This is a genomic window from Methanobrevibacter gottschalkii DSM 11977 (genome assembly GCF_003814835.1).
GTDB classification, from domain to species: domain Archaea; phylum Methanobacteriota; class Methanobacteria; order Methanobacteriales; family Methanobacteriaceae; genus Methanocatella; species Methanocatella gottschalkii.
Genome location: NZ_RKRG01000005.1, coordinates 22,295 through 47,005, shown reverse-complemented (window position 1 = coordinate 47,005; position 24,711 = coordinate 22,295). Strand labels below are relative to the sequence as shown.

The following is a 24,711-nucleotide window of genomic DNA, read 5'->3' as shown; positions in this document are numbered from 1 at the left end:
AAAATTAATTAATATGATGGTTTAACAGTAACATTTAGTTCAGTTAATGTTTCATTACTATTAAAATCAACACCATCTACTTCTTCATCATAAGTAAAATTATCAGTCTCATTTAAATTAGTAGTCATCTCTTCAGTAACATTCTTCCAATGAGGACCATCATCATTATCAAAACTTAATGATACCCCCATTCCTGCACCAACAACAAATGCAACTAAAGCTAAAATAATAAGAAATACAGTAACATTGCCCCATTTACTTTGTTTGCGTGAACGTTGAGGTTGACGTTGAAAATTAGGTAAATTTAATTTTCTTTTATTAGAATGCTTTGGACGATTACTATTTGGAGAAAATAAAACCCTCTTATCATCTTTTTTTCTTCTCATATTACTTCACTTCTTTATTTATTAAGCTACAAATGCATAAACTAATGCTATTATAACACCTATGAAACTAAATACTCCAAGCCCTAAAATGGACATTATAAATGCAAATATAAACACAAAAACAAAAACACCAATTAATTTTGCTTTTTCATTTTCTATTAAATTAATTAAAGTTCTTGTAAATTCAGACGGAATATTATATGCATACAAACCATTTGCTAATTCAAATACAACCAAAGACAATGGTGCAGTTGATTTTAAATCATCAACAAGTTGGGCTCTCTCACCTGCTTCCCTTCTACTTCTACCAACACCTGCCCTTATTTTCGCACCATTATCAAGTGCGAACCATGCTGCATCAAGTCCAGCGCGTATTGCTAAGTCTTTAGATGGAAACCTTGCAATAAAATCATCCCCACCTTCACGATACCCTTCTAACTCACCATTACATTCCGTTTCAATGAAATTTTTAATACCTGTCATCAAATCAACAAGTTGATTACGACCATTTTTATCAATGAATTTAGTCGAATCGATTAAATCAATGAATAAATAATTTTCCAAGTCAACAGGCCTTGATTCTTGAAGTAAAAATGGAGAATCAAAAACAAGCGCATATTCCCCACCTAACTTAGTAAATGCAATACCTGGAAAACTGCCTACGTTTTGAGTATAATGTATTGCTCTTTCAATAGATGCCGCACCAGTCATTCCAACAGCAGAAATTACTTGAATTCCTTCAGACAAACCAATACCAATTAATTCAATAGCTACACGAATCGCATCATTTTTACTTAGCATTTTAGCAACTAATTCTGTTGCAGTTTTTTCTACAACTTCCCCTTTTTCATTTTCAATGATTTTTACAAAAATATTAATTAAATGAGAAGGATTTTGAAGTTCGATGTAAAAATAACGATCATTGCCCATGATAATATTACTTACTAATGCATATTCTTCAATCCGGTTTTCAGCTGGTTTTAATTCATAAAAATTATAATCTTTTGGAAGGTTTTCCACACCAACATCCCGAATTAAGTTTTCTAAAATGGAATCGGAGGTTATTTCTGCTTTATCAAGTTCAAAAAGAATAGTTTGAGTATAATTAAATAATTCAACATATTCTGTTTCTAGTGAATTTGTTGGAAAAAATTTAGTTCCAACAGAAATTGGAGTTAAGTTAGTAGTTACCTTAATTAAAGATTTAGTTAATGGATTAACCATCTAATCCTCCTCCTTTTTCCAGTTCTATTTCAAAATCACCAGGTTTTTCTAAAAGCATATCTGGTTTTACAGAAACAAATGGGAATTTCCATGATCCGAGCCTTCCAGCAATTGTGCTTGCAATATTCCTTGAATTTCTTTTAATAAATATTTCATCACTATCACATACACGAACTGAAATGTTATATGGAGCATATTCAGTTACTTCATCAGCCAACATAATATTTAATTCAAAATTACCTTGTTTGGTGAATAAATCATTTCTAACTGCAATTAGAGGTTTTTTCTCAAGGCCTAATCTATCTGCAACAGTAACGGATATGTTACCTGCATTTTTAACAGCAAGTTTATAATCTTTAGGATGCACCAATACAAAAATCACATATGGTGCAGCTATTTCAACATCATCAACCATCTCTACAATTTTATTAAACATTGGGATTTTAGAAAAGATGTTTTCAAGTTTGGATTCCGTATTATTCTCATTATCAATGCGAATAATCGCTTGCTTAGCAATATTTAATGGTGAAATTTCTAAACCCTCTTTACCTGTGTAAATTTCCCATTTTTTAAAGTTCAATTCTTTTATAATTTCATCACATATGTGTTGAAGGATGTTTTTATCTTTTTTAGCTTTCTTAGGTTTACCAAATGTTAGTCTATTATTCTCAATTATGAATGGAATCCTAATAGAAGAAATATTCCTAAATTCAGCAGCATAATCCCTAAATTTATCATTTGACAATACTTTTGCTTTTTCACGTGAAGCAATATCCAAAATAAAATGATCTGCATCATTACCTGCAGGGACTTCTTCTACGTTCTCACTTTCCAATAATTTCAAAAATGTTTCTTTATCATCAATATCATGACGAAGTGATGCATCGGCAATTATTACAAATTCATCTTCACCTTCTTCTAATGCCTTAACAGCTGCAAGAATATTAGACATTTGAGGTTGTCCCATTTCATTTTTAACACTAAAAGCTACATTAGAAGCATCTACAACCACTTTCATAATATCACCTAAAACTAATTAATCAAAATAAATAATTCTACATTATATATTTTTGCATTCCATTATTTAAATTTACTTTATAACACATTTCTCGCGTATTTTCCAAATAAAAATTTTTCCCCATTAATATTATTGAGAAAAATTTCTATTTCATCTTCTGTAACATTATATATCATATAAGAATTCTTTATTTTACCTCTAAGCTTTTTAGAACAAAGAGAACCTGCATTAACGACAATAGTATTGTTTAGTTTCCATATATTGGGAACATGTTTATGTCCTGACAATACCAAATCAACTTCATGATTAGTTAATGTTTTTAATACATCCCCTGCATCAGATAAAACATTACGTTCACGTCCTGTTTGAGGAATAGAAATTACATGATGATGTAAAGCTACGATAGAAAAGTTCTCATTAATTGTACATTCATCTAATTGATGTTCTAACCACATATGTTGAGGATTACCAATGTGTCCTCTATTTTCATCCGGAGAGCTGCTGTCAAGACCAATTACAGTCAAATTACCGCCCATAGTTAATTTCCAACTACGCTCCCCAATTAATTCTTCAAAAGTTTGATAACCCAAATTACGAGCATCATGGTTTCCTGGAACAGCAAATAACGGAGCTTCAAACATCTCCAAATATTTAGTTGCTTGTTGAAACTCATAGTAATACCCGCTATTAGTTATATCCCCAGTTAATATAATCATGTCAGGTTTTAAATTATTAATTTCAGAAACAGCTTGCATAAAAATATCTTCATCAAATTCATTTTCACAAACATGCAAATCTGAAATATGCACAATAAGAGTCATTTTATCTATTGATTTAATTTCATGATAGCTTCTGCAAGATCACCTCTACATTCTTCAAGTGCTTCTTTTGCTTTATTTGCAGAAACTCCTGCACTATTAGCTACCATCTCAATATCTTCTTCTGGAATTTCAATTTCATAATCAAGTTCTACTTCATGAGCTTTGCCTTCAACTTGATAAGTTTCTTGACCCATCACATTCATTAAACTCACACTAGGATTGTCAATAATTAACTCTTTTTCATCAAAACGAATAACAACTTCACGAACTCCTTCAAGTTCCTCCATTTTCATACCCATTTTTTTCATTTGCTTTTCCATTTGTTTCATTTGTCTTTTGTTCATACCAGGTATCATAATAGAATCCTCATAAAAATTAGATATTTATAATTATATTATTTATTATAATTAAAAGTTGCTTTAGATATAATAAAAAAAATAAAATTTTAAAAAAAGAAAAGAATCAGTTTGTAAAACCATAACCTTCAGTTTCAAATGTTTTTGCAACATCTTTTAAAACTTCAGGAATATTGATTTCTTGAGGGCATTCCTCAATACATAATTCACATTCAGTACAATCTGAAGCAATTCCAACACCAGGAATTTTAGAATAATTCACATAAGCATTACCTATAGGAGACCAGTCATTTTCACCAAGAATCTTCTCTTTATTGTATAAATCAAAAAGTTTTGCAATATCAATCTCCTCACTGCAAGAATCAACACAATATCTGCATTTTGTACAATCTACAGTAATATTAGCATTAATAATCTCTGAAACTTCACTAATAACATTTAATTCTTCATCATTAAGAGGAGTTGCATTATTAAACTCAACAATATTTTCTTCAACTTGTTCAAGACTGCTTGCACCAGTTAAAACTAGAAATACACCATCCAAATTAGCTACAAATCTCATTGCCCAAGATACAACAGATTTGTCTGGAGCATACTCTTTCATGAGTTTTTCTGCTTCTTTAGGAACATCAGATAAAAAACCGCCTTTAAATGCTTCCATCACCATTATTGGTTTATTGTGTTTTCTTGCAACTTCCCAACATTTCCTAGATTCAATTCCTTCATCTTCCCAATCAAGATAATTAATTTGGAGTAAAACGAATTCCATTTCTGGATGGATTGTTAACATATTATCTAAAAATTCTGCATTAGCATGAGTAGATAATCCTAAATGTTTGATGTATCCTTCTTCTTTTTTCTTATTTGCAAATGAAAATGAATCAACATCCAACCATCCTTTTTCAGAATATCCGCTTACATTATGCATCAAATAATAATCGAAATATTCAACACCGCATCGTTCAAGCTGCTCTTTAAAAATTGGTTCAAGTTGTGATTCTTCGGTAATTGCAAAAGTGGGCAATTTATCGAAGACCTTAAAAGAATCCCTAGGATATCTTTCAACCAGACATTTTCTTAAAGCAACTTCACTTAAACCTTCATGATATGGATAAGCAGTATCAAAACAGTTGAAACCAGCATCCATTAATGCATCAATCATTTTTGTAATTTGATCATAATCTACACTTGAAAAATCATTTTCATCTAAAACCGGGAGTCTCATCATCCCTAACCCTAACTCTACCATTGTAATCCCTCATTGAAATAGAATAAAAAAAATTAGTTAAACATACATTTATTTTGATAATTTACTATATAAACTTATCATATGTTCATATAGATTCTATTAAATTTTTTTCTTCATTCAATAAATTCACTACATAATTTATAGAATATAGAATAATATTTTCATGATTGTCAAAATTACCTTTATTTTCGATTACTTTAATAATTTTAACTTTCATTTCTGAAGATATTCCATAAATTTCAATATAATTTAAAATTGAATTAGAAATATTCGTTGTTTTAGTTTGCATTTGATACAATTCTTTATTATTGTTAGTTAATTCAATATTTTCATGAACCATACTACTTACAGCAAGCAATGATGTTTTGTTAATATTTTTACCCTCACATTTTAATTTAATTAAATTTACAAAACATCTATTTAACACATAAGATGTTTTTAAATTATTCTTGGTCTCTTTTTCAACAGAAAATGGCAAAAATCCATAATTAATAAAGGTTACAACAATCATTGCAACAATAACCCACAGTATTTTTAATAGCCTTAGGTGGTGTGATATACATCAGAGATACTGTAACTGACATTAATGTTGTGAATGAGGATAATTTCAATTTATTTTGAAGTGAAAAAACCATACCAAATAGTGAGGCTATCAATACAATAATCATTGCAATATAAGAAGAAATGGGAATATACTGTAAAGCAATCATGATTACTGCAAATGCAGAAACTCCAATTAATGTTCCTCCCATACGACTTTTAGCAGTATGTGCAACATCATCAATATATGGAAGCATTAATGGAATTGATGCAAAATATAACCATTTTGTATATGGAAAATTAAATATTAATGTTATAACTTCCCATAATGTTAAAACAACAGCCATTTTAAATGCAAAAGTGAATTTAGCTGATTTAAATGAAAATTGTCTTTTAATTAAATGTTTTAATACATTGAATACAACATATTTATTTGGAATTTTCTTCTCTTTTTCTATATTTTTTTTACTTGCTTCGTTTACAATTATTTTTAAGTTTAAAAGAATTAAATTCATTTCTTTAGTTTCACCTGTAATTTCTTCAATTTCTGAAAATTTAAAATTTTTGATATCATTTAAAATTCGTTTAATATGGGTTAATTCATTTACAGACAATTCATAATTAGATAAACTCCAACCGATATATTGAAAAGATTTTAGAATATTTAAGATACATTCATGCTTTTGATTTGGGAAATATTTATATTCAAATTTAGAAAAAATACTCCTATAAAATCCATTAGCTACATTAAAACTATCCATTGAAACTTCCTTTCCATCTAATTTCAAATCAATTGCTTCAAGAAGTTCATTAATCAGTGAAGAAATTGTAAATTTAGATAATTTAGAATATTTTTTACCATTAACCTTTAGATTTAAGCCCACAATGAAAATAGCTCCGATTGCCAAAGATAATAACCTCATCGGCAAAGCTTCAAGAGGTACTGGAATGACTACCATCATAAAATAAATCATTAAAAATGGCAAATAAACATGAGTTCCGAACAAATGATAAGATGTAAATGTTGTTCCAAATACTATGAAAAATGTTAAAATACAACCAAAAGCAGTTATAGGATTATTAAGATAAGATGCAAATCCTAAAATCATTAAAAGAGAAAATACTTTAATAAAGGATAATTTAGGATTGTATGATAAATCATTACCTAAATTTAATAACGCTGCAACAACAACCATTAAACCAATTACAATATTAACTTTTCCAAATACCAACATATAAAAAATCATGACAAACATCATGAGAAAAAACATGCTCAATTTCAATTTTAAAGCGTTATTCATTTGCAAACCTTTCAATTAATTGTTCAATGAAAATATATTTAAATAAAGTTTTTAATAATAATTTCTATGACAATTAAAAGGTGTAGTTGGGTAACTGATGAAGAAATCTATATTAAATATCATGATGAAGAATGGGGAGTCCCAACACATGACGACCAAGAATTATTTGAAATGCTTGTTCTAGAATCATTCCAAGCAGGCCTTTCTTGGATTACAATACTTAAAAAAAGAGAAAATTTCAGAAAAGCATTTGATAACTTTGATTACATGAAAATTTCTGAGTATAAAGAAGATAAAGTTAATGAATTAAAAGAAAATAAAGGAATTATTCGCCACAAAGGAAAGATTAATGCTGCAATCAATAATGCTAAAATATTTATGGAAATTCAAAATGAATTTGAAAGCTTTGATTCATATATTTGGGGATTTAGCAATGGGAAAATAATTAAAGCTGAATTTAAAACTGAATCTGAATTATCAAAAACCATTTCAAAAGATTTAAAAAAACGTGGAATGAAATTTGTAGGTCCAACAATAGTCTATTCATATCTTGAATCTATTGGAATTATTGATAATCATCAAAAAAGTTGTTTTAAATTTAATAAAACTGATTAAATATTATGAAACAATGAAAACTAATTTAAATGCACCAAAATATTTTTTTAAATACAAATAACTGCAAGACCATATATTCCAAATAATAAAAAGCATTTTATTTCATTGCATGTTTTAATATCCTGAAATATAGACATTATTAAAATTAAAAAATAATAAAGAAATGCAATATTATAATATCAACATGTTTTTAAAACAACTAAGCAAAAGACACGCAAACTAGCGGTTTAATAAAATAAAAAAAGTATTAAAAATAATACCTTAAAATTTAAATTGGAACTTCACTATCATCTAATGTCTTAGACATTTCAACTTTAAAAATCCTATCAGAATCATTTAAAGAACCACTAGACACTTTAATTACATTTTCACCAGTAGTGAATTTTTGAGTATCAAAAGTAAACACCCCAACACCATTTATAACATCAAACACAATTTCAACATTGTCATTTAACGTAGCATACATATTAAATACTGGCAATTTTGAGGCAACTTCATCATTTTTATAAAATGTAATAGAATAAGTACCTGGATTCACACAAGTTATCTCTTTAAATGCAATTCCTGTTGTATTAATTCTTGGACACATTGTTCCATAACCAACAACCCCAGTATCATTATCCCATGTAACAATCAGATTTTTACCATACCAATTAGCACCTAATTTTAATTTTAAAGAATCATTAAATGCACCAGGACCATAAATTCCTGCAGGGTTTGCACTTAATTCACCTAAAATCATCATACTTGGACCTCTACCATTTCTATATATTGCATTATCAGTCACAACAGGTTCAATAGCATTTTTAGCCAAATCATAACCTTCATTAAACCTAATTCCCTCAAGTACATTATCAGAAATTAAATTACTAGTTATTAAAATACCTGTTGAATAATTTGCATCAATGGAAATCCCTAAATGATTCCAAGAAATATTATTTTTAGCAATTGTTACATTTACTGCAGAATTATTTAAAAATACACCATATCCGCGCGGACCTTCAGGAACTAAATTTGTATATAAACCAATACTTTCAGAAATCATATTGTTTGTAATGTTAGAATTTGAAACATTAAATCCATACTTAATCCCATAATTATTTTCTTTTAACACATTTGAGTTAATACTTAAATTATTAGAATTTGAAACAAAAATTCCACTTTCAAATGTGTTGATTGAATTATTAGAAATTTCAACATTTTTTGAGTCAATAACATTTATCCCATACCCTGGAAGAGAAATTGTACTCAACATATATTCACCTATTTTAGATTGATCCAAACGATTTAAAATATTATTTTCAAATATTACAACATTAACAGCATTGTTAATCTCAATTCCATCATAAGAGTTTCCAACAATGGATAAATTACAAATTTTCACATCAGATGCTAAAACTTTAAATACTGGACTCATTGATTTAGCATTTAAAGTAATTCTATTTTCAGAGTAAATATTTAATGGTTTGTTAATATTTAATGAAATATCATTATAACTGTTCCCTAAGAATTCAACATTACTTCCATTTTTACAATCATCGAAAATTTTTTGAATTTCAGAATTTGGCAAACTTGCATCAACAAATACAACATTTGTTTTATTAGAAATTGTAATCATGTTTGTATTGGATATAGATTTATATTGATTATTTCCACAATATTTTGAGATTATTTCAAAAGATCCTACATTTGCATCTAAATTAACAGAAGCAATACCATTTTCATCTGTTATTTTTGTTAAATTTTGATTATTAAATAAAAAAGTGATATTCTGATTTGATAATGTTTTACCAGATTTATCTTTAAGAGATATGGTGAAGTTTTTAGTTGAATCAATAGCAAATGTTTTATTATAACTTATTAGCTGAGTAGATATTTTTGAAACTGTTATGGTGCCTGTTGCTTTACTAGATTTATAATATCCATTTCCAGAATATTTCAATATAACAGAATAAACATTTTCTGATGAAAATTTAACATTAATACTAGCTTGACCTTTACTATTAGTTGTCTTAGAATATGTTTTGCCATTAAGAACAATGGTAATCTTTTGTTTGCTTAAAGCTTTTCCAGCACTTGTTTTTAAAGTTGTAGTGTATACTTTCTTCTCATATGGAAGAATTGTAACTTTAGGAGCTGTAAATTTAGTAGATGACTTGGCAACTACAATTTTACCATTTGAAGAAGTTTTTTTATAAATTTTACTTCCTTTGTAAATTGCAGATACTTTATAGGCTCCAAGTTTTGAGAATTTAACTTTAATTGCAACATTACCTTTACCATTTGTTGTTTTAATATAAGTTTTACCATTTAATTTAACAGTGATTTTTTGTTTTGCAATTCCTTTACCATTAGTATTTTTTAGAGAAATTGTGTAATATTTATATGTTTTTGGAAGAATTGTAACTTTAGGAACTGTTAATTTAGCAATTTTAGAGGAATATTTAACAATTATTTTATTTGTTTTTGAAACCGCTTTGTATTTACTATTTCCTTCAAAATTAACATGAATATAATAAGTTGTTTTTTTAGTAAATTTAAGTTTAAGTTTTGCAACACCATTTTTATTTGTTTTTACAGTGTATATTTTCTTATTAAGTTTAAAAGTCACTTTTTGATATGAAATTCCATGACCTGATGCATCTTTTAAAGTGATAGAATAATATTCAGCAATATTTGGAATCATATACACATTTGAAGATAGAATTTTAGTAGATATTTTTTTGACGGCAACTTTAGCTTGAGCACTACTGGAAGTATAATCAATATCATCACCAATATAATTGACAGCTATTGTATAAGTTCCTTCTTTTGATTGTGAAATCTTTATTTTAGCTACACCATTAACATCTGTTGTAGCACCATAAGATTTACCATTAATTTTGAAGTTTACTAACTCATTTGCAATAGCATTACCAGTTAAATCTATTAAAATTACTTTAAAAATTGCATTTGAGTTAGGATATGTATTTAAATTAGAAACAGTGACTTTTGTTTCAGTTACATTTCCTGGGATGAATTTATCATCAATGCTGAATAATTTATATGGACTATACATATTAGAATATATGTTATTGCCGATACCTGGGAAACTTGCAAGTAAAATATTATCAGATTCCTTAAACTCATCCGGGTAAAATCTCACAGTTGCAGTACCATTTTTCATCATGACAACTTTAGAAACATCATCTTCTTGAGGAGCTTTTTGTTTACCATTATTATCCGTGTTATTTTTCATTAAATAAAAAGTAACAGGTACAGAACTAATCTCTTCAGCTAAATTTCCATCAACATCAACTATTGAAATTGAATATACTCCTTTTTTAACTTGAGTAATTTCACTTAAATATAAATTATAATTTCCAGTTTTTGTCCATGGAGTTACACCATTAGTGGGGAAAGTGAAATATATGTTTGGACATTGCAAAAATTGATTAATAGCTAATACATAACCCATAAATGTTCCACTTTGATGACCATAATAATCTCCATTATCCTCCCCAACATAAGTATAAGTATCTGTTTCAGGATTATATGTATTATCACCCTTTCCAGGACGATATTCATAAACTTGATGCCATACTGGCCTATCTTGATTATCCCCACCAATCATATAATTATTATTAATTACTTGTTTATTCTCCCCGCCGTTTACAAATAAATTTTTAACACGATGATCATTGAAAATATTGTAGTTACCATTCCTATCTATGAAATTACCTTTAATTTCCATTTTAGTTATATTACAATTTGTATAAACACCATATTTATCCGAAAGTCCGATATAATTACTGATAATATAAACATGATTAGCTACGGTTAAATTAATACCAACATGCCCTTTAGAAATGTTATTAGAAAGAATATTAATATTTTTACTTGAACCTGAAATTGCAATTCCTGAAATTTTATTATTAGTAATATTATTAGAAACTAAGTTAATTTTATTAGAGTCAATAACATTAATACAATATTTTGCATTATCAATGAATGAATCACTTATGTTGACATTTTCAGAATCTAGAATTCGAATCCCATTAAATGCTTTTGATATTGAGACATTTTCAATTACTGTGTTTTTTGTATTTTCCACTCTAATTGCATCAGAAGACAATCCATTATTATAAATAACACAGTTTTGAATTTTAACATCATCCGCCCCTCTTACAAGAATTCCATAATCATCAGCTTTAGCAACATCATTTCGTATAGTAAAACCACTGATTACAGTCCCACTAGCTTCAGGAGAAATATAAAAAATACCCCTATGTCCAGATACAGCATCACTACCACATGGTTCCATAGTTGTTCCAACATTACTTATTATTGTTAATTTTTTATCAATAATAAAGTGACAGTGCACATAACTTGTCCCATTGATAATTATTGTATCTCCTGCCTTTGCATTATTGATTGCTTTTTGTATTGTTGAATCATCCATTTCATTGTGATCTTTTTCAACTTCTTCAACAATTATAGTATCCGATAAAGGAGAATCTTCACTAAAACTTAACTTATCTAAATTCACTTCGATATTCTGACCTAAATTTGATTTATCAAAATCACTTGCAAAACTTGATAAATCATCTGTTAAATTACTATCATCTGAAAAAGCTGAAACTGAATTAGTACAAATAAGAACAACCAATATAAACGATAATAATACTAAAATTTTATTAATTTTCATAGTTTTTACCACAATTAATATCAATATATAATATTATAACTATCGATATATTTAATATATTTGATTTATTTAAAAAAATAAGTAATAAAATTAAATTTTTTAAAATAGATTTGAATAGATATTCATATTGAATTAAAAAAATAATGAGAGTAAATTCTCATTTTATTATTTTATTTTTAGAGTTGTTTTAACCTTTGAATTTAAATAGTTAACAATAACTGAATATTTACCCACTTTTAAATTCTTAAAGCTAACAACTGCCACCCCTTTTTTATTAGTTTTAGCAGTGTAAGTTTTACTCTTAATTTTAAAAGTAATTTTTTTACCTGCAATTGGTTTTCCATTGCTTATTTTTAATGAGACAGAATATGTAATCTTTTTAGATTTTTTCTTAGTGATGCTTTTAGCATATAATACTTTTTTAACAGTTATACTATTTTTAACTGTAAATCCTTTATATGTTGTAATAATTGAATATTTACCTGGAGTTAAACTGAATAATTTAGATACAAAACCATTTTTATTAGTTTTAACAGTGTATTTTTTACCTGCAATTTTCATAACCACAGCTACATTTGCGCCGACGATTTTTCCATCAACACCAACAACACGAACTTTATAAGTAACTTTTCCATTATAATCAACAACAATGTTCTTATTATCAATTATTCTTTTATTTGTTGGAGTAATTTTTAAAATAATACTTTGATTATCAATTTTTGCTGAAATAGATGTGATTAATGGAATATTTTTATTCATAGATTTAAATCCATTAGATATAGTAACCTCACCGTAATTTGACAATGCTATTTTAAAAATAGGCAACAATTCTGTTGAGTTAATTTTATAAACATTACCCATTTTATCTTTAACGTTATCGAAATTTATATTCAAAATAGAATTTTTATATTGAATTAATTGATTATTACTTGAAAAACTCATAATAATCCAATTAAAATCATCAGAAGTTCCCATGTTCAATAATTTTTCAAAATCAGGATTATTACTGCCCCACCAATTATTTGAAAGAGATATATTTTCAACACCTTTATTGAAAATTGCATAACCATTTTTGTCATGATTATTATAGATAATCGAATGGGTTACAGTCGTATCTCCTCTAAGTATTAATGCTCCACCATTATTTCCAGCGAGATTATTCTTAAAAATTGAACCAATAATAATCAATTTACCATTGCTGTCAATAGCACCACCATTATTAGTAGCAACATTATCAGTGAAATTAGATTTGATTATAACTAAATTACCTGAATTATCAATAGCTGCTGCACCATATGCTTTATTTTTATAAAACAATGAATTTTTTATAGTTAAATTACCAGAATTATCAATAGCTGCACCATAACTTCTTGCATCATTTGAAATAAACTGAGAAGCATCAATTAATAAATTTGCATTATAATTAAAAATACAACCCCCTTCATCAGCATTTGTGTTGAATTTGAATAATGAATTTGTAATATTCACATCACCTTTACTAAGCATTAGAACACAATAGTTACGTTTAACATAATTTTTGATAAATTGAGAATTATCAATTATTAAGTCATTTGTAGAATAAATTGCTCCTGCTTGTAATGCTTTATTTGATTCAAAAAGAGAATTTTTAGCATTGACTAATTTTTCATTATAAATAGCTCCACCAAATTGTTTAACTTCATTTGAATTTAAAACAACATTATCTATAAATGAATTTAAGTTATTATAAATAGCTCCACCCCAACTATCAGCTGTATTTTCAAAAAATTGAGAATCTTTAACTGTTAAATTAAGTTCATTATAAATAGCTCCACCTTTATAAGCATTATTTGAATTTAAAATACTGTTTTGAATATTTGCAGTTCCAGTACTGTAAATTGCTCCACCTTTAGAAGCAGAATTATTATTAATAATCACATTAGTGAAATTTACAACAACACCCCTAAATCCATAAATATAACAACCTCCACCTGATGTATTAGCGATGTTGTTACATATATAAGTATTTTTTACTGTTGAAGACAACAAAGCAAAGTAAATTCCACCCGCACCATATTTTGCAACATTATTATTAACAATGGAGTCCTGTAAATCAATAGATCCCATATTTATATCAATACCTGCACCACGGTCAGCCAAGTTATTTATAATAGTGGCATTTTTAATTTTTGCAGTAGCTTTTGCTTCAACAGCGATTCCACCACCCCAATGAGCAGAATTATTTTCAACAAAACAATTTTCAGCAATTAATGTAAATTCAGATACATAAATTCCTCCACCTTGTTTTGCAGTATTATTTATTAATACTGTATTATACACTTCACAAGAACCCCAACTTTTAATTCCTCCTCCTAAATCATAAACATTATTTGCTATGAATCTGGAATTGTAAATATACATGCCACCTCTATTATTATAAACTCCACCACCACGAGCTGCAGAGTTATTAATAAATGTGCAATTATAAACTAAAAATTCACCAAATCTGTTATAGATTGCTCCACCTTCAAGACAATCATTATTTGTGAATGTTGTATCAACAATATTTAAATACCCGACATAATTATCAATAGCTGCACCAAAACTTCCGCAATTTTTATCAAATAAAGAATTTGAAATAGTTAATTTACCAGTACCCTCATTACGTATAGCACCACTTTCAGCATAGTTACTGGAAATTTTAGAGTTGGTAATATTTAAAATACCTAAATTATATATCGCTCCACCTTTAGTTTCATTATAACCATTAGTAAGAGTTAAACCATTGAAATTAACTTTAACATCTTTAGAGATTAAAAAAATACTTGATTTGTTACTTGCATCCAAAATAGTCTTAGAAGAATCAACCCCATAAACATTAACAGATTTATTAACAATTATTGGAGATCCACTACCCTGATAAGTTTTATTTTCTAAATATATCGAATCACCAGGATTTGCATTATCAATTAAAATCTGAATAGCTTGAAAATCTTCATTCGTTGCATTTTCTGTTACATTATTATCCTCAGCACAGACCACACCAATCAAGAATATTGAAAAAAACAGTGTAAATAAAAAAATCACCTTAAATTTATTTATTTTACTCACCTCCAAAATAATTTAATTTAAGAAGAAAATATGTAAATTAAATTATTCAGAATTATACTAAATCCAAACATGAACATGAAATTACATATCAGTACAATAATATTTTGTATCAATATATAATATAAATATTATCGTTTATCGATTTTTTAAATATAGTTAAATAATTTTTAATAATTATTTAAATCAAAATATTAATTTCAATTCAAATATAAAATATAATAATGAATTATTTTATTTAATAAATATATTATAATTAGAATTTTAATATTTAATTCAAAATATAAAATTTAAAAATTATTACATAACGAATTTTAACACAAACGATATAAATATTATTATATATTGAAAAACAAATATTAAAGTACCAAAAAACCATTTCTATAATTAATTTAAAGGAGGTGGAAAAATCAAATTCAAGAAAGTAATAACAGTAATCACATTTTTAATTGTATTAATTTCAATTGCAACAGCAAGTGCAACACAAGATAATCAAACTTCAGATACGAATGATACTCCAATTAATGAAAAACAAACATCCTCTTTAAAAGTGAGTATCAATGATAATCTAGGAGATGCATCATCAGATTTAGAAAATGAAATCATTAATTCAAAAAATGGAGATATAATATTGATAAAACCTGGAACATATAATATCCACAATATAACCATTACCAATAAAACTATCACACTCCAAGGAATTGGAAATCCAAGTGATATTATAATTGATGGAGGTAAACAGTCAAGTATTTTTTTGATAAACAATATTACTACCTGCGTAACATTTAAGAATTTAACATTCATTAATGGTTTATCCTACAATTTTGGTGGTGCAATATGCATTAATACAGGTAGTGTTTATATAGATAACTGCCAGTTCATCAACAACACAGCACTCAACAATACCAATGCAGGTGCCATATCCAATTACGGAAATGAAGATAACAAAGCATACCTCCTTGTAAACAACACCTTATTCATGAATAATCATGCAGACCATGATGGAGGGGCTGTAACAACATGTTACGCTAATTCTGACATGTATAATTGTGTATTTATAAATAATACTGCAGTTAGAGATGGTGGAGCAGTGCGAGTTAGTGTTTATGGGTATGGCCATGTAGAAGATTGTATTTTTATGTACAATCATGCTGATGAGTGGGGCGGAGCATACTACAGTTGGTCAGGTACTTCTAAAATCAATAGATGCATATTTATGAACAATACTGCAGGAACAAATGGTGGAGCAGTAATGGTTTCAGGCAATTTAGACCTTGAAAATTCAATTATTGTAAACAATAGTGGTGGAAAAACTGGAGGTTCATTCTACATTCAAGAACCAATGTATCAAGCAAAAACCTATATTAATGTTAACAATAATTTAATTACAAATAATTCTTCACCTAAAGGTCAAGAAATCTATGTAAAATGGAGACATTCACAAAACTTATACCCTGACTTTAATGATAATGATTGGGGAAGCGAAGATCCAAATGATTACAAAATAAATGACCCGGATAATGTTACTGCAAGAAGTAAAGTGAAAACTACAACTGATAAGTCCAATTTATTAGATGAATTGAATTTCAATGCATTAAACAAATACTATGATTTAATTAAAGATTACTTCCCAGAAAACTATTTAGAAAATATCAAAAAACAAGCAGAATCAAAAGCTAATCAAAATAAAGAAAACAATAAGAACAATACTCCAAATAACAAAGACGAACATGGACTTAAAGATTCAAACAATACCAAAAATAGTTTAAATGATTCTAAAATAATATTATCCAATAAAACAACCGAAAATATAGAAACAGAGAATTATTTAATTTCTTCTAATTCAACCACACCCATAGGAGATGATGAAAAAGCATATGAATTAAATGAAACAAAAAGTGTTTCCAAATCCCAATCTCCAAGATTACTATACTTAGTTATTTGTTTAGTAATTACAATAATAGCATTATTTATTGGATATGGAAAAGAAAATTCAAAGGATAAATAGTTATTTAATTATTTATCTGTCTTTTTCTATTTTTAAATGAATTTTAAAATCAGTGAAAAAAAATAATAGATGATTTTAAAGTTTAGATCTCATCTCATTTATATCATCACGATAATAAAATCCTATTGTTAATAATATTAACAATACTATTAATGAAAGACCTTTAACTATAAAAAATTCATCATCTTCAATTATAATTTGTTTTGCAATAGATTGTGAGCCTGAATTTGCTCCACCACTAATCTCAGATGCATCAGCTCGAGCCATGCTTTGCGAAGTGTCATAACTTTGAGATACATCGTTTGCTTGATTTACTGGATTACTATTTGGTTCCATTTTTTTACTATTTGAGCTATTTCCAGAATCATCACTAGATTTTTGTGAAGACCCATTACCATTATTTGCATTTCCACCTTGACCATTTCCATTGCCTTGTCCTCCACCATAATCTATGTTAGGATAATCATATGTTGGAGATTGACCATTTTGTGGAGTTTTAGTTGGAGAATTCGAATCATAAACATTTTTTCTGCTTGTGCGATCCACAGTAGACTTAATAATATCTGCATCAGAAGCCGTGACAGTAAATGTTCCTATTCCTCCTTTAATCATAACAGTTGCGATTTTACCATCATTGGTTTTATATTTTAACTCCCTATCAGGGAGTAAACTTGCAATATTGCCATTAGAATCAACAAAAGTTGCTTGGAATTGATTTTTTCCAATTTGAGTTACAGTAAATTTTAAATTATTTGTTTTGATTTTAGGACATAATAATCCATCATCAGTATACCAATTATCTCCTACAGATAAAGGATTAACACCATTATATGATTTAGCTTCAATTTGAACATGAGCATTTCCATAAATTGCATTATAAGTAATTTCTTGGTTTTTCTTTTGAACATGATCCTCATCGAATCTAACACCAGTATAACTATTAGTTATAATATTAGATTGAATTTTGTAGGAACCTACAACATTAACAGAAATACCACTTTCATCATTTCCAACAATTGTATTTCCTTTAATGTTAATATTATCTTCTGCATTATTTACAGAAATACCATCCCATTTATTATTATTGATAGTGTTTTTAGTAATATAAACATTTTCAGGACCATTTTTATAAGAATTACCATTGAATTTGTTTGTTAATAAAATACCATAACGAGCATTGTTTGAAATAGTGTTACTATCGATATATGTAATATCAGATTTTGTCAATACAATTCCATTTGCATTATTATTGTTAATTACATTATTGATTATGTAAGATTTCTCTGTTGAATAAAGAATAATTCCACATTTACCATTTTTAACAATATTATTACCAGTAATATTGATATATTTAACATTAAATGCCGTGATTCCTACTCCATCAGCAGTAATGTCATTATTTAAAATTCTTACGTAATTCGATCCATCCACTACAACACCATCACCATTTCCTTGAATTTTAAATCCTTTAACAATTGAATAAGAAGCTTCTTTTCCTTTAATTGTAATTGTTGGAGATGATGAACTTGATTTTAATACTGTATTAACAGTAGAAATTAGTGTAAGACGTTTATTAATCACTAAATTGATATTTGAATAACTATTTCCTTTAAATAATATCACATTACCTTCTTTAGCATCATCAATTATATTTTGAATTTCAGCATTGTTTAATCCATCTTCTACAATGCGAGTATTATCAATAGTAATTGTTGTTGATTTTGATGAAGATTTATAATTAGAGTCTCCAACGAATTTAGAAATGACTTTATATGAACCATCAGCCAAATTAATTTGAAGTGAAGAGATACCCTGTGAATCAGTATTTTTATCATAACTAACCCCATTAACTGTAAATATCACTTTAGCATTTGGAACTGATTTGTTATTTTCATCAGACAATTTAATTTTAAAATAGTCCACAGTACCATCAAATGTAGTATTACTTACCACATCAATATGTGTGCTAATTTTATCTGAAGTACTAATCAAATTAACACTATCAGTTTTTTCCAAATAATCAAAATTACTATTTTGAAAAGTAAAATCTGTTGAATTAGATATATCCTGAGCAAAGCAAATGTTTAATGAAAATAACAAGCATAGAACCAATATAATCACGAAACATTTCCTCATATTTCACCTCCCTAATCCATTAATTACATAATAAAAACCATTGGTAAATAGGAACATTTAAAAATATCAATATTTTCATTGATAATTAAATCAAATATTCCACCCATAGATCCATTATTATAATTTAATATTTAACCAACATGAATATATAAACATATCGAAAGAAATTATTAAAAAATTAATTAAACATATAATTGATGTTAAAATAATTAAAATAAATTTAAAATTAATTTTAAAGTATAATATAAAAAATATAAGTAGTTAAAATAAAAAATAAAAATTTTAAAGAATAAAATAGAATAATGTTATAAATTAATCTTCAATTAATTCATAATATGATCCTTCAGCACAAGACCTGCAAATAGGTTTACCGCCCCTAAGTATATGACGACCATCAGATACTTTTTCACCACATACAGAACAAAATGTTGTTGTATAAGGTTTGCCAGGCATATCTCCAGGATTTAATTCGATTTTTACTTTATTCACTTTAAATAGCTCTTCAGGGAGAGTTCTTCTAAAACGATCAATCATTTCTTCTTTTGTTTCTTCATCTTTGAATTTTTTATTAGCATCTGCATCAGTAATCCTTAAAGCTTCACCAGTATCCTGATTATAAAAAGTAGCTGCAAATTTACCATAATACATTTGTTTAAGAGTTCTTTTACCCATAGAACAACCAGTAACAGACTGAACTGCATCAGACATACACCTGTCAATTTCTAAAAATACAATTAAATTTTTATGTTTTTGATTGAACTCCATTCCAAGCAATTCAAGCCCATACATTGCCAATTTAGTTCCTATTGCAATTCCACCACATATATGACCGTGAAACTTCGCTGCTTTTGCTAATTGTTCATCATAATCTTGTTCATTCATATAATCACCTTATAAACTTAATTCAAAGTTTGTTTTTAAAGGAACACAAACTTTTCTTTTATTTTCCAATTCAATTAACTTTACATCAATTGAATATGCTTTTTTTAAATTTTCTTCAGTTACAACATCATTAGGACTTCCAAAATCTATAAAACAACCATCTTTCATAATAGCAACTTTATTTGAACTTAAAAAAGCATGATCAGGAAAATGAGAAGACATGATAATTGAAAGTCCGGATGCCGCCAAATTATCAATAATTTCCAAAAGTTTAATTTGATTTCCAAAATCCAAATGAGAAGTTGGTTCATCCAATATCAAAATATCAGGTTGTTGACATAATATTCTTGCCAAGAATACTAATTGCATCTCACCACCACTTAAGTTAGTGTATTCTTTATCTTTGAGATTGTCAATACCCAAAGTCTTTAAAGAATTTAATGCAATTCCCATGTCTTTTTTTCTAGGAGCATCAATTAAATTTAAATATGGTGCTCTTCCCATAAGCACAACATCAATTACTTTAAATGGAAATGAAGGTGCGTGATTTTGAGGGATGTAACCAATATTTCTAGATATTTCTTTAAATGATAATTTTTTAATATTTTTCCCTTTAATTAAAATTTCACCAGAACCGATTTCATGTAATCCATTAAGACATTTTATTAACGTTGTTTTTCCAGTACCGTTCGGCCCTAAAATACACAATACATCTCCTTTTTCAATTGAAAAACTAATATCTGAGAATATTTCATTGCCATCATACGAAAATGAAATATTTTTAACCTCATAAAAATTATTAGTTATGCCCATTCAGAATACCCCCTTTTAAGTAAGTATAAAAAAATAGGAACACCTATAATAGCTGTCAATATACCAATCGGAATTTCAATTGAAATTATGGCTCTTGAAATATTATCAATCAATAACAGGAAACTTGCGCCAAAGCTTAATGAAGCGGGGATTAATATCTTATTATCAGGACCAACTATCATACGAGCCATATGTGGAATAACAAGACCAATCCAACCAATTATTCCACTTACAGAAACTGCTGCAGAAGTTAATAAAGTACAACCTGCAATAATCAATAGCCTTACTCTTGTTGGATTTAAACCCAAAGATTGAGCTTCTTCATCACCCATAGCAAGTAAATTCATATGCCATCTAAGAGTTAAAAGAATAATCATACCAACAATTATTGGAATAATAATCATTATTAATTGATCCATCGTAATAGAAGCCAAACTTCCCATTAACCAGTAAACAATCTCGGGCAATTTATCATCTGGATCGGCTATAAATTTAATAGCTGAAATTAATGCACTGAAAAATGCAGAGATTGCAACTCCAGATAATACCAATATTAAAATTCCACCAGCTTTATATGCTCTTGAAATTAAATAAGTGACTGAAACAGAAATAATTCCAAAAGCAAATGCAAATATTTGAGTTACAACACCTGCACCACTTATTAAAATTGCCAATGCCGCCCCAAAACCTGCACCATTAGACACACCAAGTAAATCCGGAGAGACAAGAGGATTTTTAAAAATACTCTGAAATGCAGCTCCTGCCATCGCAAGTGCAGCCCCAACTACAATAGCTGCAATAATCCTTGGAAGTCTAATTTCAAAGACAATAGTAGTTATAGTTGGTGAAACTTCCAATTGTGGGAATATTGGGCACAATATAGTATTTATCACATCTATTGGACTAATAGGATATCTGCCCAATAAAAATGAGGTGAAAAATAAAATAATAGGGAGAAAAATTAAAAGTATGATACTAATAACATCCTTTGAATCATTATCCATAATATTACCCTATAAATTTGATTCTTTAAGTCCTGAATCAAGTAAAATCTCTTTTGCCTGATTATCATTTAAATCAAAATGATAGAAATTACTATAGAACTCTTTAGTTACATCCACCATATTAATATCTTTATAATCTTCAGGATAGATTACTTTAGCAGTCCATGGAACACCAATAATCATATTAGCACCAACAGGTTTATCAAACCATTTAAATGGAGATTGTGGAGATACATAAACCTTTTTATTTTTAACAGCTTTCAAATGAGCCCAACTTGAATCATTATACACTTTATTATAGAAATGCATATCATTAGTTATTATAACATCCGGATCCAACTTAATTACCTGTTCAATGGATACTTGTACACCTGAAGTAGTATTACCTTGATTTAATGAATCAGCAACATTTTTCCCCCCAATCAAATCAATCAATTGACCATGAGAAGCACCTGACGGGTAAGTTTGTAAACCATCACTACTCGCTGCATAATAAACTGTTTTTTTATTACTATCCACTAATTTAGATGATTTATCATGTACAATATCCAAATATTTAGTATTAAACTCATTAAGTTGATTAGCTTTGTCTTCCGTACCTATAACTTCACCCATGAATGAAATGGAATCTCCTATTTTTTCAACATTTGTAGTGTCTTTAACGGCAAGAACTGGAATTTTGCCAAATTTATCTTGACGTTCCTGAACAGTGAATGCATCACCATCCCCCCCTTCATCAATAGATTCAATCACAATATCGGGTTCAGCAGCAATAAATTCTTCATAGCTCCCATCTTGTGTACCATACCAACCACCAACAACTGGTAAATTGGCATATTCAGATGGCACATATTTCAATTCATCTTCAGTCCATTGGAAGTTAACTGCTTTTAACTTTTCAGGTGAAAGCATATATAATACAGTAGTCATTGGCGGAGAAGTAGCTATAACATTATTAACCCCATTTGGAACTTCAACAGTTCTATTTAACATGTCAGTTATATTTTTAGAGCCTTCTGTTTCCACACTAGAAGGAGTCAAAAATAAGTGAGTGGCAACACCCAACACTATCAAAATAATTAACATTAAAATGATTAATTTTATCTTTTTTTCTATTATAAATCCCCCATCAAAAAATATTCGATAGTAATATATTTTCACTAAGTTATTTAATAAATTTTCTAAAAAATTTTAAAAATAAAATAATTAGATATTTGATTTAAAATTATTATTTAAGTAAATATTAATCATTCAATAAAATATTAATCATTGAATAGTCATTTTTAAATAAAATTAGATAAAAAATTACGTTATTATTTTAATTAATAAAGAGATAAAAAAACCAAATAGTCTTTCTCTAATGTTTAAATATAAAACACATGAATATATCAAATAGAAGTGTAAAAATGTCAAATATCGAGAAAGTTGATGAAATTTTATCAAAAGCAGAAGTATTTTATCTTGCAACAGTATATGGAGAAAAACCAAAAGTAAGGCCCTTAGGATTCCATTTATTAATTGATGGCAAAATTTACTTTGGTGTAGGAACTTTTAAAGAAGTTTATAAACAGATAGAATCAAATCAAAATGTAGAAATAGCTGCATGGGATGGAGAACACTTTTTAAGATACTACGGAGTAGCAGATTTAACCAAAAATGATGCAATTGTTGAAAAAGCATTCGAACTTATGCCTGAAATAGCTGAAATGTATGAAGCTAATGGATGGGAAATGGGTGTTTTCTACCTTAATGATGCAACCGCAGAAATAAGGAACATGATGAATGTTGAAGAGACCTATGAATTTAAATATTAATGTTAAAAAACATTAATATTCTCTTTTATTCACAACTTTCATTAACAATACTTAATGCATTAAGGGTTCTTGGAAACCCAATATAGGGCATGACAACAGTTAATGCCGAAATTAATTTTTCTTTATCATTACCGGCATTCAAATTACCTTGAATATGACCCATTAGTTGGCTTTCACATCCTCCTAAGGATGCCAAAAATACAAAAGTGATTAATTCTCTTTCTTGATCATTTAAACCGTCCCTTGTGTAAAAATCACCAAAACAGAATCCTTCTAAAAATCTATTGAAATGCTGTTGATCGGCTGGAGTGTTATCATTCATCATTTGAATTATTTCAGCACCAAAGTACTTATCCTGAAGTTCACGACCTTTTTTGTGCCTATTTTCCGGATTAGTATTTGATCTATTAGGCAAAGGTAATTCTATGCCTTTTTTATTGAACACCTTAATAACAATCCCAAAAAAGTTGTGTGCACGTGCAAATCCCACATATGGAACTGATTGATAAAGTAATTCTTTAATCTCCTCGGCAGTTAAGTCCATGTCAAGAGCCGCCAGTAAAATCTTTTTAAATGCTTTAGGTGATTGGCATGCAAGTAATGATGCTAATGTCACTAAAATAGATTCTTTTTCAGATAAATTAGAATATTCAAATACTTCACCATAAGCAAATTTTTCAAATATTTCATGAAATTCAGGATCATTTTTTTGAATTCTTCCAAAATTACTAAATAATTCTTTCATGAATTCTAATATTTAAAATTAAATA

At 27.8% G+C, this 24,711-nt stretch carries 19 protein-coding genes; 3 read left to right on the top strand and 16 right to left on the bottom strand.

Annotated features, from left to right (window positions below; translation table 11 throughout):
* Window positions 1-8: 8 nt before the first annotated feature.
* From EDC42_RS09685 to EDC42_RS09130, 8 genes are all read right to left on the bottom strand, one after another.
* Entirely contained in the window at window positions 9-386 is a 378-nt protein-coding gene (locus tag EDC42_RS09685; protein WP_233144851.1) for a hypothetical protein, read from the bottom strand.
* A 21-nt stretch (window positions 387-407) separates the two neighbouring features.
* On the bottom strand, window positions 408-1,610 hold the full coding sequence (locus EDC42_RS09160) for a hypothetical protein (protein WP_069572899.1): 1,203 nt from the start codon (window positions 1,608-1,610) through the stop codon (window positions 408-410).
* Window positions 1,603-2,628: an NYN domain-containing protein gene (locus tag EDC42_RS09155; RefSeq protein ID WP_069572896.1), complete on the bottom strand. Its 1,026-nt coding sequence runs from the start codon at window positions 2,626-2,628 to the stop codon at window positions 1,603-1,605. Before EDC42_RS09155 ends, EDC42_RS09160 begins: the two co-directional genes overlap by 8 nt.
* Window positions 2,629-2,705: 77 nt before the next feature.
* The gene (locus EDC42_RS09150) at window positions 2,706-3,449 is read right to left on the bottom strand and encodes a metallophosphoesterase family protein (protein WP_069572894.1); all 744 of its coding nucleotides are present in this window, start codon (window positions 3,447-3,449) and stop codon (window positions 2,706-2,708) included.
* Window positions 3,450-3,454: 5 nt separating this feature from the next.
* Entirely contained in the window at window positions 3,455-3,805 is a 351-nt protein-coding gene (locus tag EDC42_RS09145; RefSeq protein WP_069572892.1) for a nascent polypeptide-associated complex protein, read from the bottom strand.
* Window positions 3,806-3,911: 106 nt separating this feature from the next.
* Window positions 3,912-5,054: an aldo/keto reductase gene (locus EDC42_RS09140; protein WP_069572890.1), complete on the bottom strand. Its 1,143-nt coding sequence runs from the start codon at window positions 5,052-5,054 to the stop codon at window positions 3,912-3,914.
* A gap of 85 nt (window positions 5,055-5,139) precedes the next feature.
* Complete coding sequence (locus tag EDC42_RS09135) at window positions 5,140-5,565, bottom strand: hypothetical protein (RefSeq protein ID WP_069572888.1); 426 nt, start codon at window positions 5,563-5,565, stop codon at window positions 5,140-5,142.
* Entirely contained in the window at window positions 5,543-6,841 is a 1,299-nt protein-coding gene (locus EDC42_RS09130; protein WP_158005570.1) for an FUSC family protein, read from the bottom strand. Before EDC42_RS09130 ends, EDC42_RS09135 begins: the two co-directional genes overlap by 23 nt.
* Window positions 6,842-6,961: 120 nt before the next feature.
* On the opposite strand from EDC42_RS09130, the gene EDC42_RS09125 reads away from it, so the two are divergent.
* The gene (locus EDC42_RS09125; protein ID WP_069572884.1) at window positions 6,962-7,510 is read left to right on the top strand and encodes a DNA-3-methyladenine glycosylase I; all 549 of its coding nucleotides are present in this window, start codon (window positions 6,962-6,964) and stop codon (window positions 7,508-7,510) included.
* 268 nt (window positions 7,511-7,778) lie between these two features.
* Here the strand turns inward: EDC42_RS09125 and EDC42_RS09120 are convergent, their stop codons facing one another.
* Together EDC42_RS09120 and EDC42_RS09115 are read right to left on the bottom strand one after the other, a co-directional pair.
* On the bottom strand, window positions 7,779-12,197 hold the full coding sequence (locus EDC42_RS09120) for a right-handed parallel beta-helix repeat-containing protein (protein WP_069572882.1): 4,419 nt from the start codon (window positions 12,195-12,197) through the stop codon (window positions 7,779-7,781).
* A gap of 165 nt (window positions 12,198-12,362) precedes the next feature.
* Window positions 12,363-15,218, bottom strand: a complete 2,856-nt coding sequence (locus EDC42_RS09115; protein WP_123833462.1) for a right-handed parallel beta-helix repeat-containing protein — start codon at window positions 15,216-15,218, stop codon at window positions 12,363-12,365.
* Between the two features lie 616 nt (window positions 15,219-15,834).
* Between EDC42_RS09115 and EDC42_RS09110 the strand changes: the two genes are divergently transcribed.
* Window positions 15,835-17,292: a right-handed parallel beta-helix repeat-containing protein gene (locus EDC42_RS09110; RefSeq protein ID WP_170151660.1), complete on the top strand. Its 1,458-nt coding sequence runs from the start codon at window positions 15,835-15,837 to the stop codon at window positions 17,290-17,292.
* Window positions 17,293-17,367: 75 nt separating this feature from the next.
* Here the strand turns inward: EDC42_RS09110 and EDC42_RS09105 are convergent, their stop codons facing one another.
* From EDC42_RS09105 to EDC42_RS09085, 5 genes are all read right to left on the bottom strand, one after another.
* Window positions 17,368-19,428 (bottom strand): right-handed parallel beta-helix repeat-containing protein, encoded by a 2,061-nt coding sequence (locus EDC42_RS09105; protein ID WP_083234895.1) that lies wholly within the window; start codon window positions 19,426-19,428, stop codon window positions 17,368-17,370.
* A 312-nt stretch (window positions 19,429-19,740) separates the two neighbouring features.
* A complete protein-coding gene (locus EDC42_RS09100) occupies window positions 19,741-20,310 on the bottom strand; it encodes an FmdE family protein (RefSeq protein WP_069575449.1) in 570 nt (189 codons plus the stop codon).
* Window positions 20,311-20,319: 9 nt separating this feature from the next.
* Complete coding sequence (locus tag EDC42_RS09095) at window positions 20,320-21,123, bottom strand: ABC transporter ATP-binding protein (RefSeq protein ID WP_069575450.1); 804 nt, start codon at window positions 21,121-21,123, stop codon at window positions 20,320-20,322.
* Entirely contained in the window at window positions 21,114-22,127 is a 1,014-nt protein-coding gene (locus tag EDC42_RS09090; RefSeq protein WP_069575451.1) for a FecCD family ABC transporter permease, read from the bottom strand. Before EDC42_RS09090 ends, EDC42_RS09095 begins: the two co-directional genes overlap by 10 nt.
* 9 nt (window positions 22,128-22,136) lie before the next feature.
* Window positions 22,137-23,243 (bottom strand): ABC transporter substrate-binding protein, encoded by a 1,107-nt coding sequence (locus tag EDC42_RS09085; RefSeq protein ID WP_069575471.1) that lies wholly within the window; start codon window positions 23,241-23,243, stop codon window positions 22,137-22,139.
* Between the two features lie 290 nt (window positions 23,244-23,533).
* On the opposite strand from EDC42_RS09085, the gene EDC42_RS09080 reads away from it, so the two are divergent.
* Entirely contained in the window at window positions 23,534-23,941 is a 408-nt protein-coding gene (locus EDC42_RS09080; protein WP_069575452.1) for a pyridoxamine 5'-phosphate oxidase family protein, read from the top strand.
* 25 nt (window positions 23,942-23,966) lie between these two features.
* On the opposite strand, the gene EDC42_RS09075 is transcribed toward EDC42_RS09080, so the two are convergent.
* Window positions 23,967-24,686 (bottom strand): carboxymuconolactone decarboxylase family protein, encoded by a 720-nt coding sequence (locus tag EDC42_RS09075; RefSeq protein ID WP_069575453.1) that lies wholly within the window; start codon window positions 24,684-24,686, stop codon window positions 23,967-23,969.
* Between the last annotated feature and the right edge of the window lie 25 nt (window positions 24,687-24,711).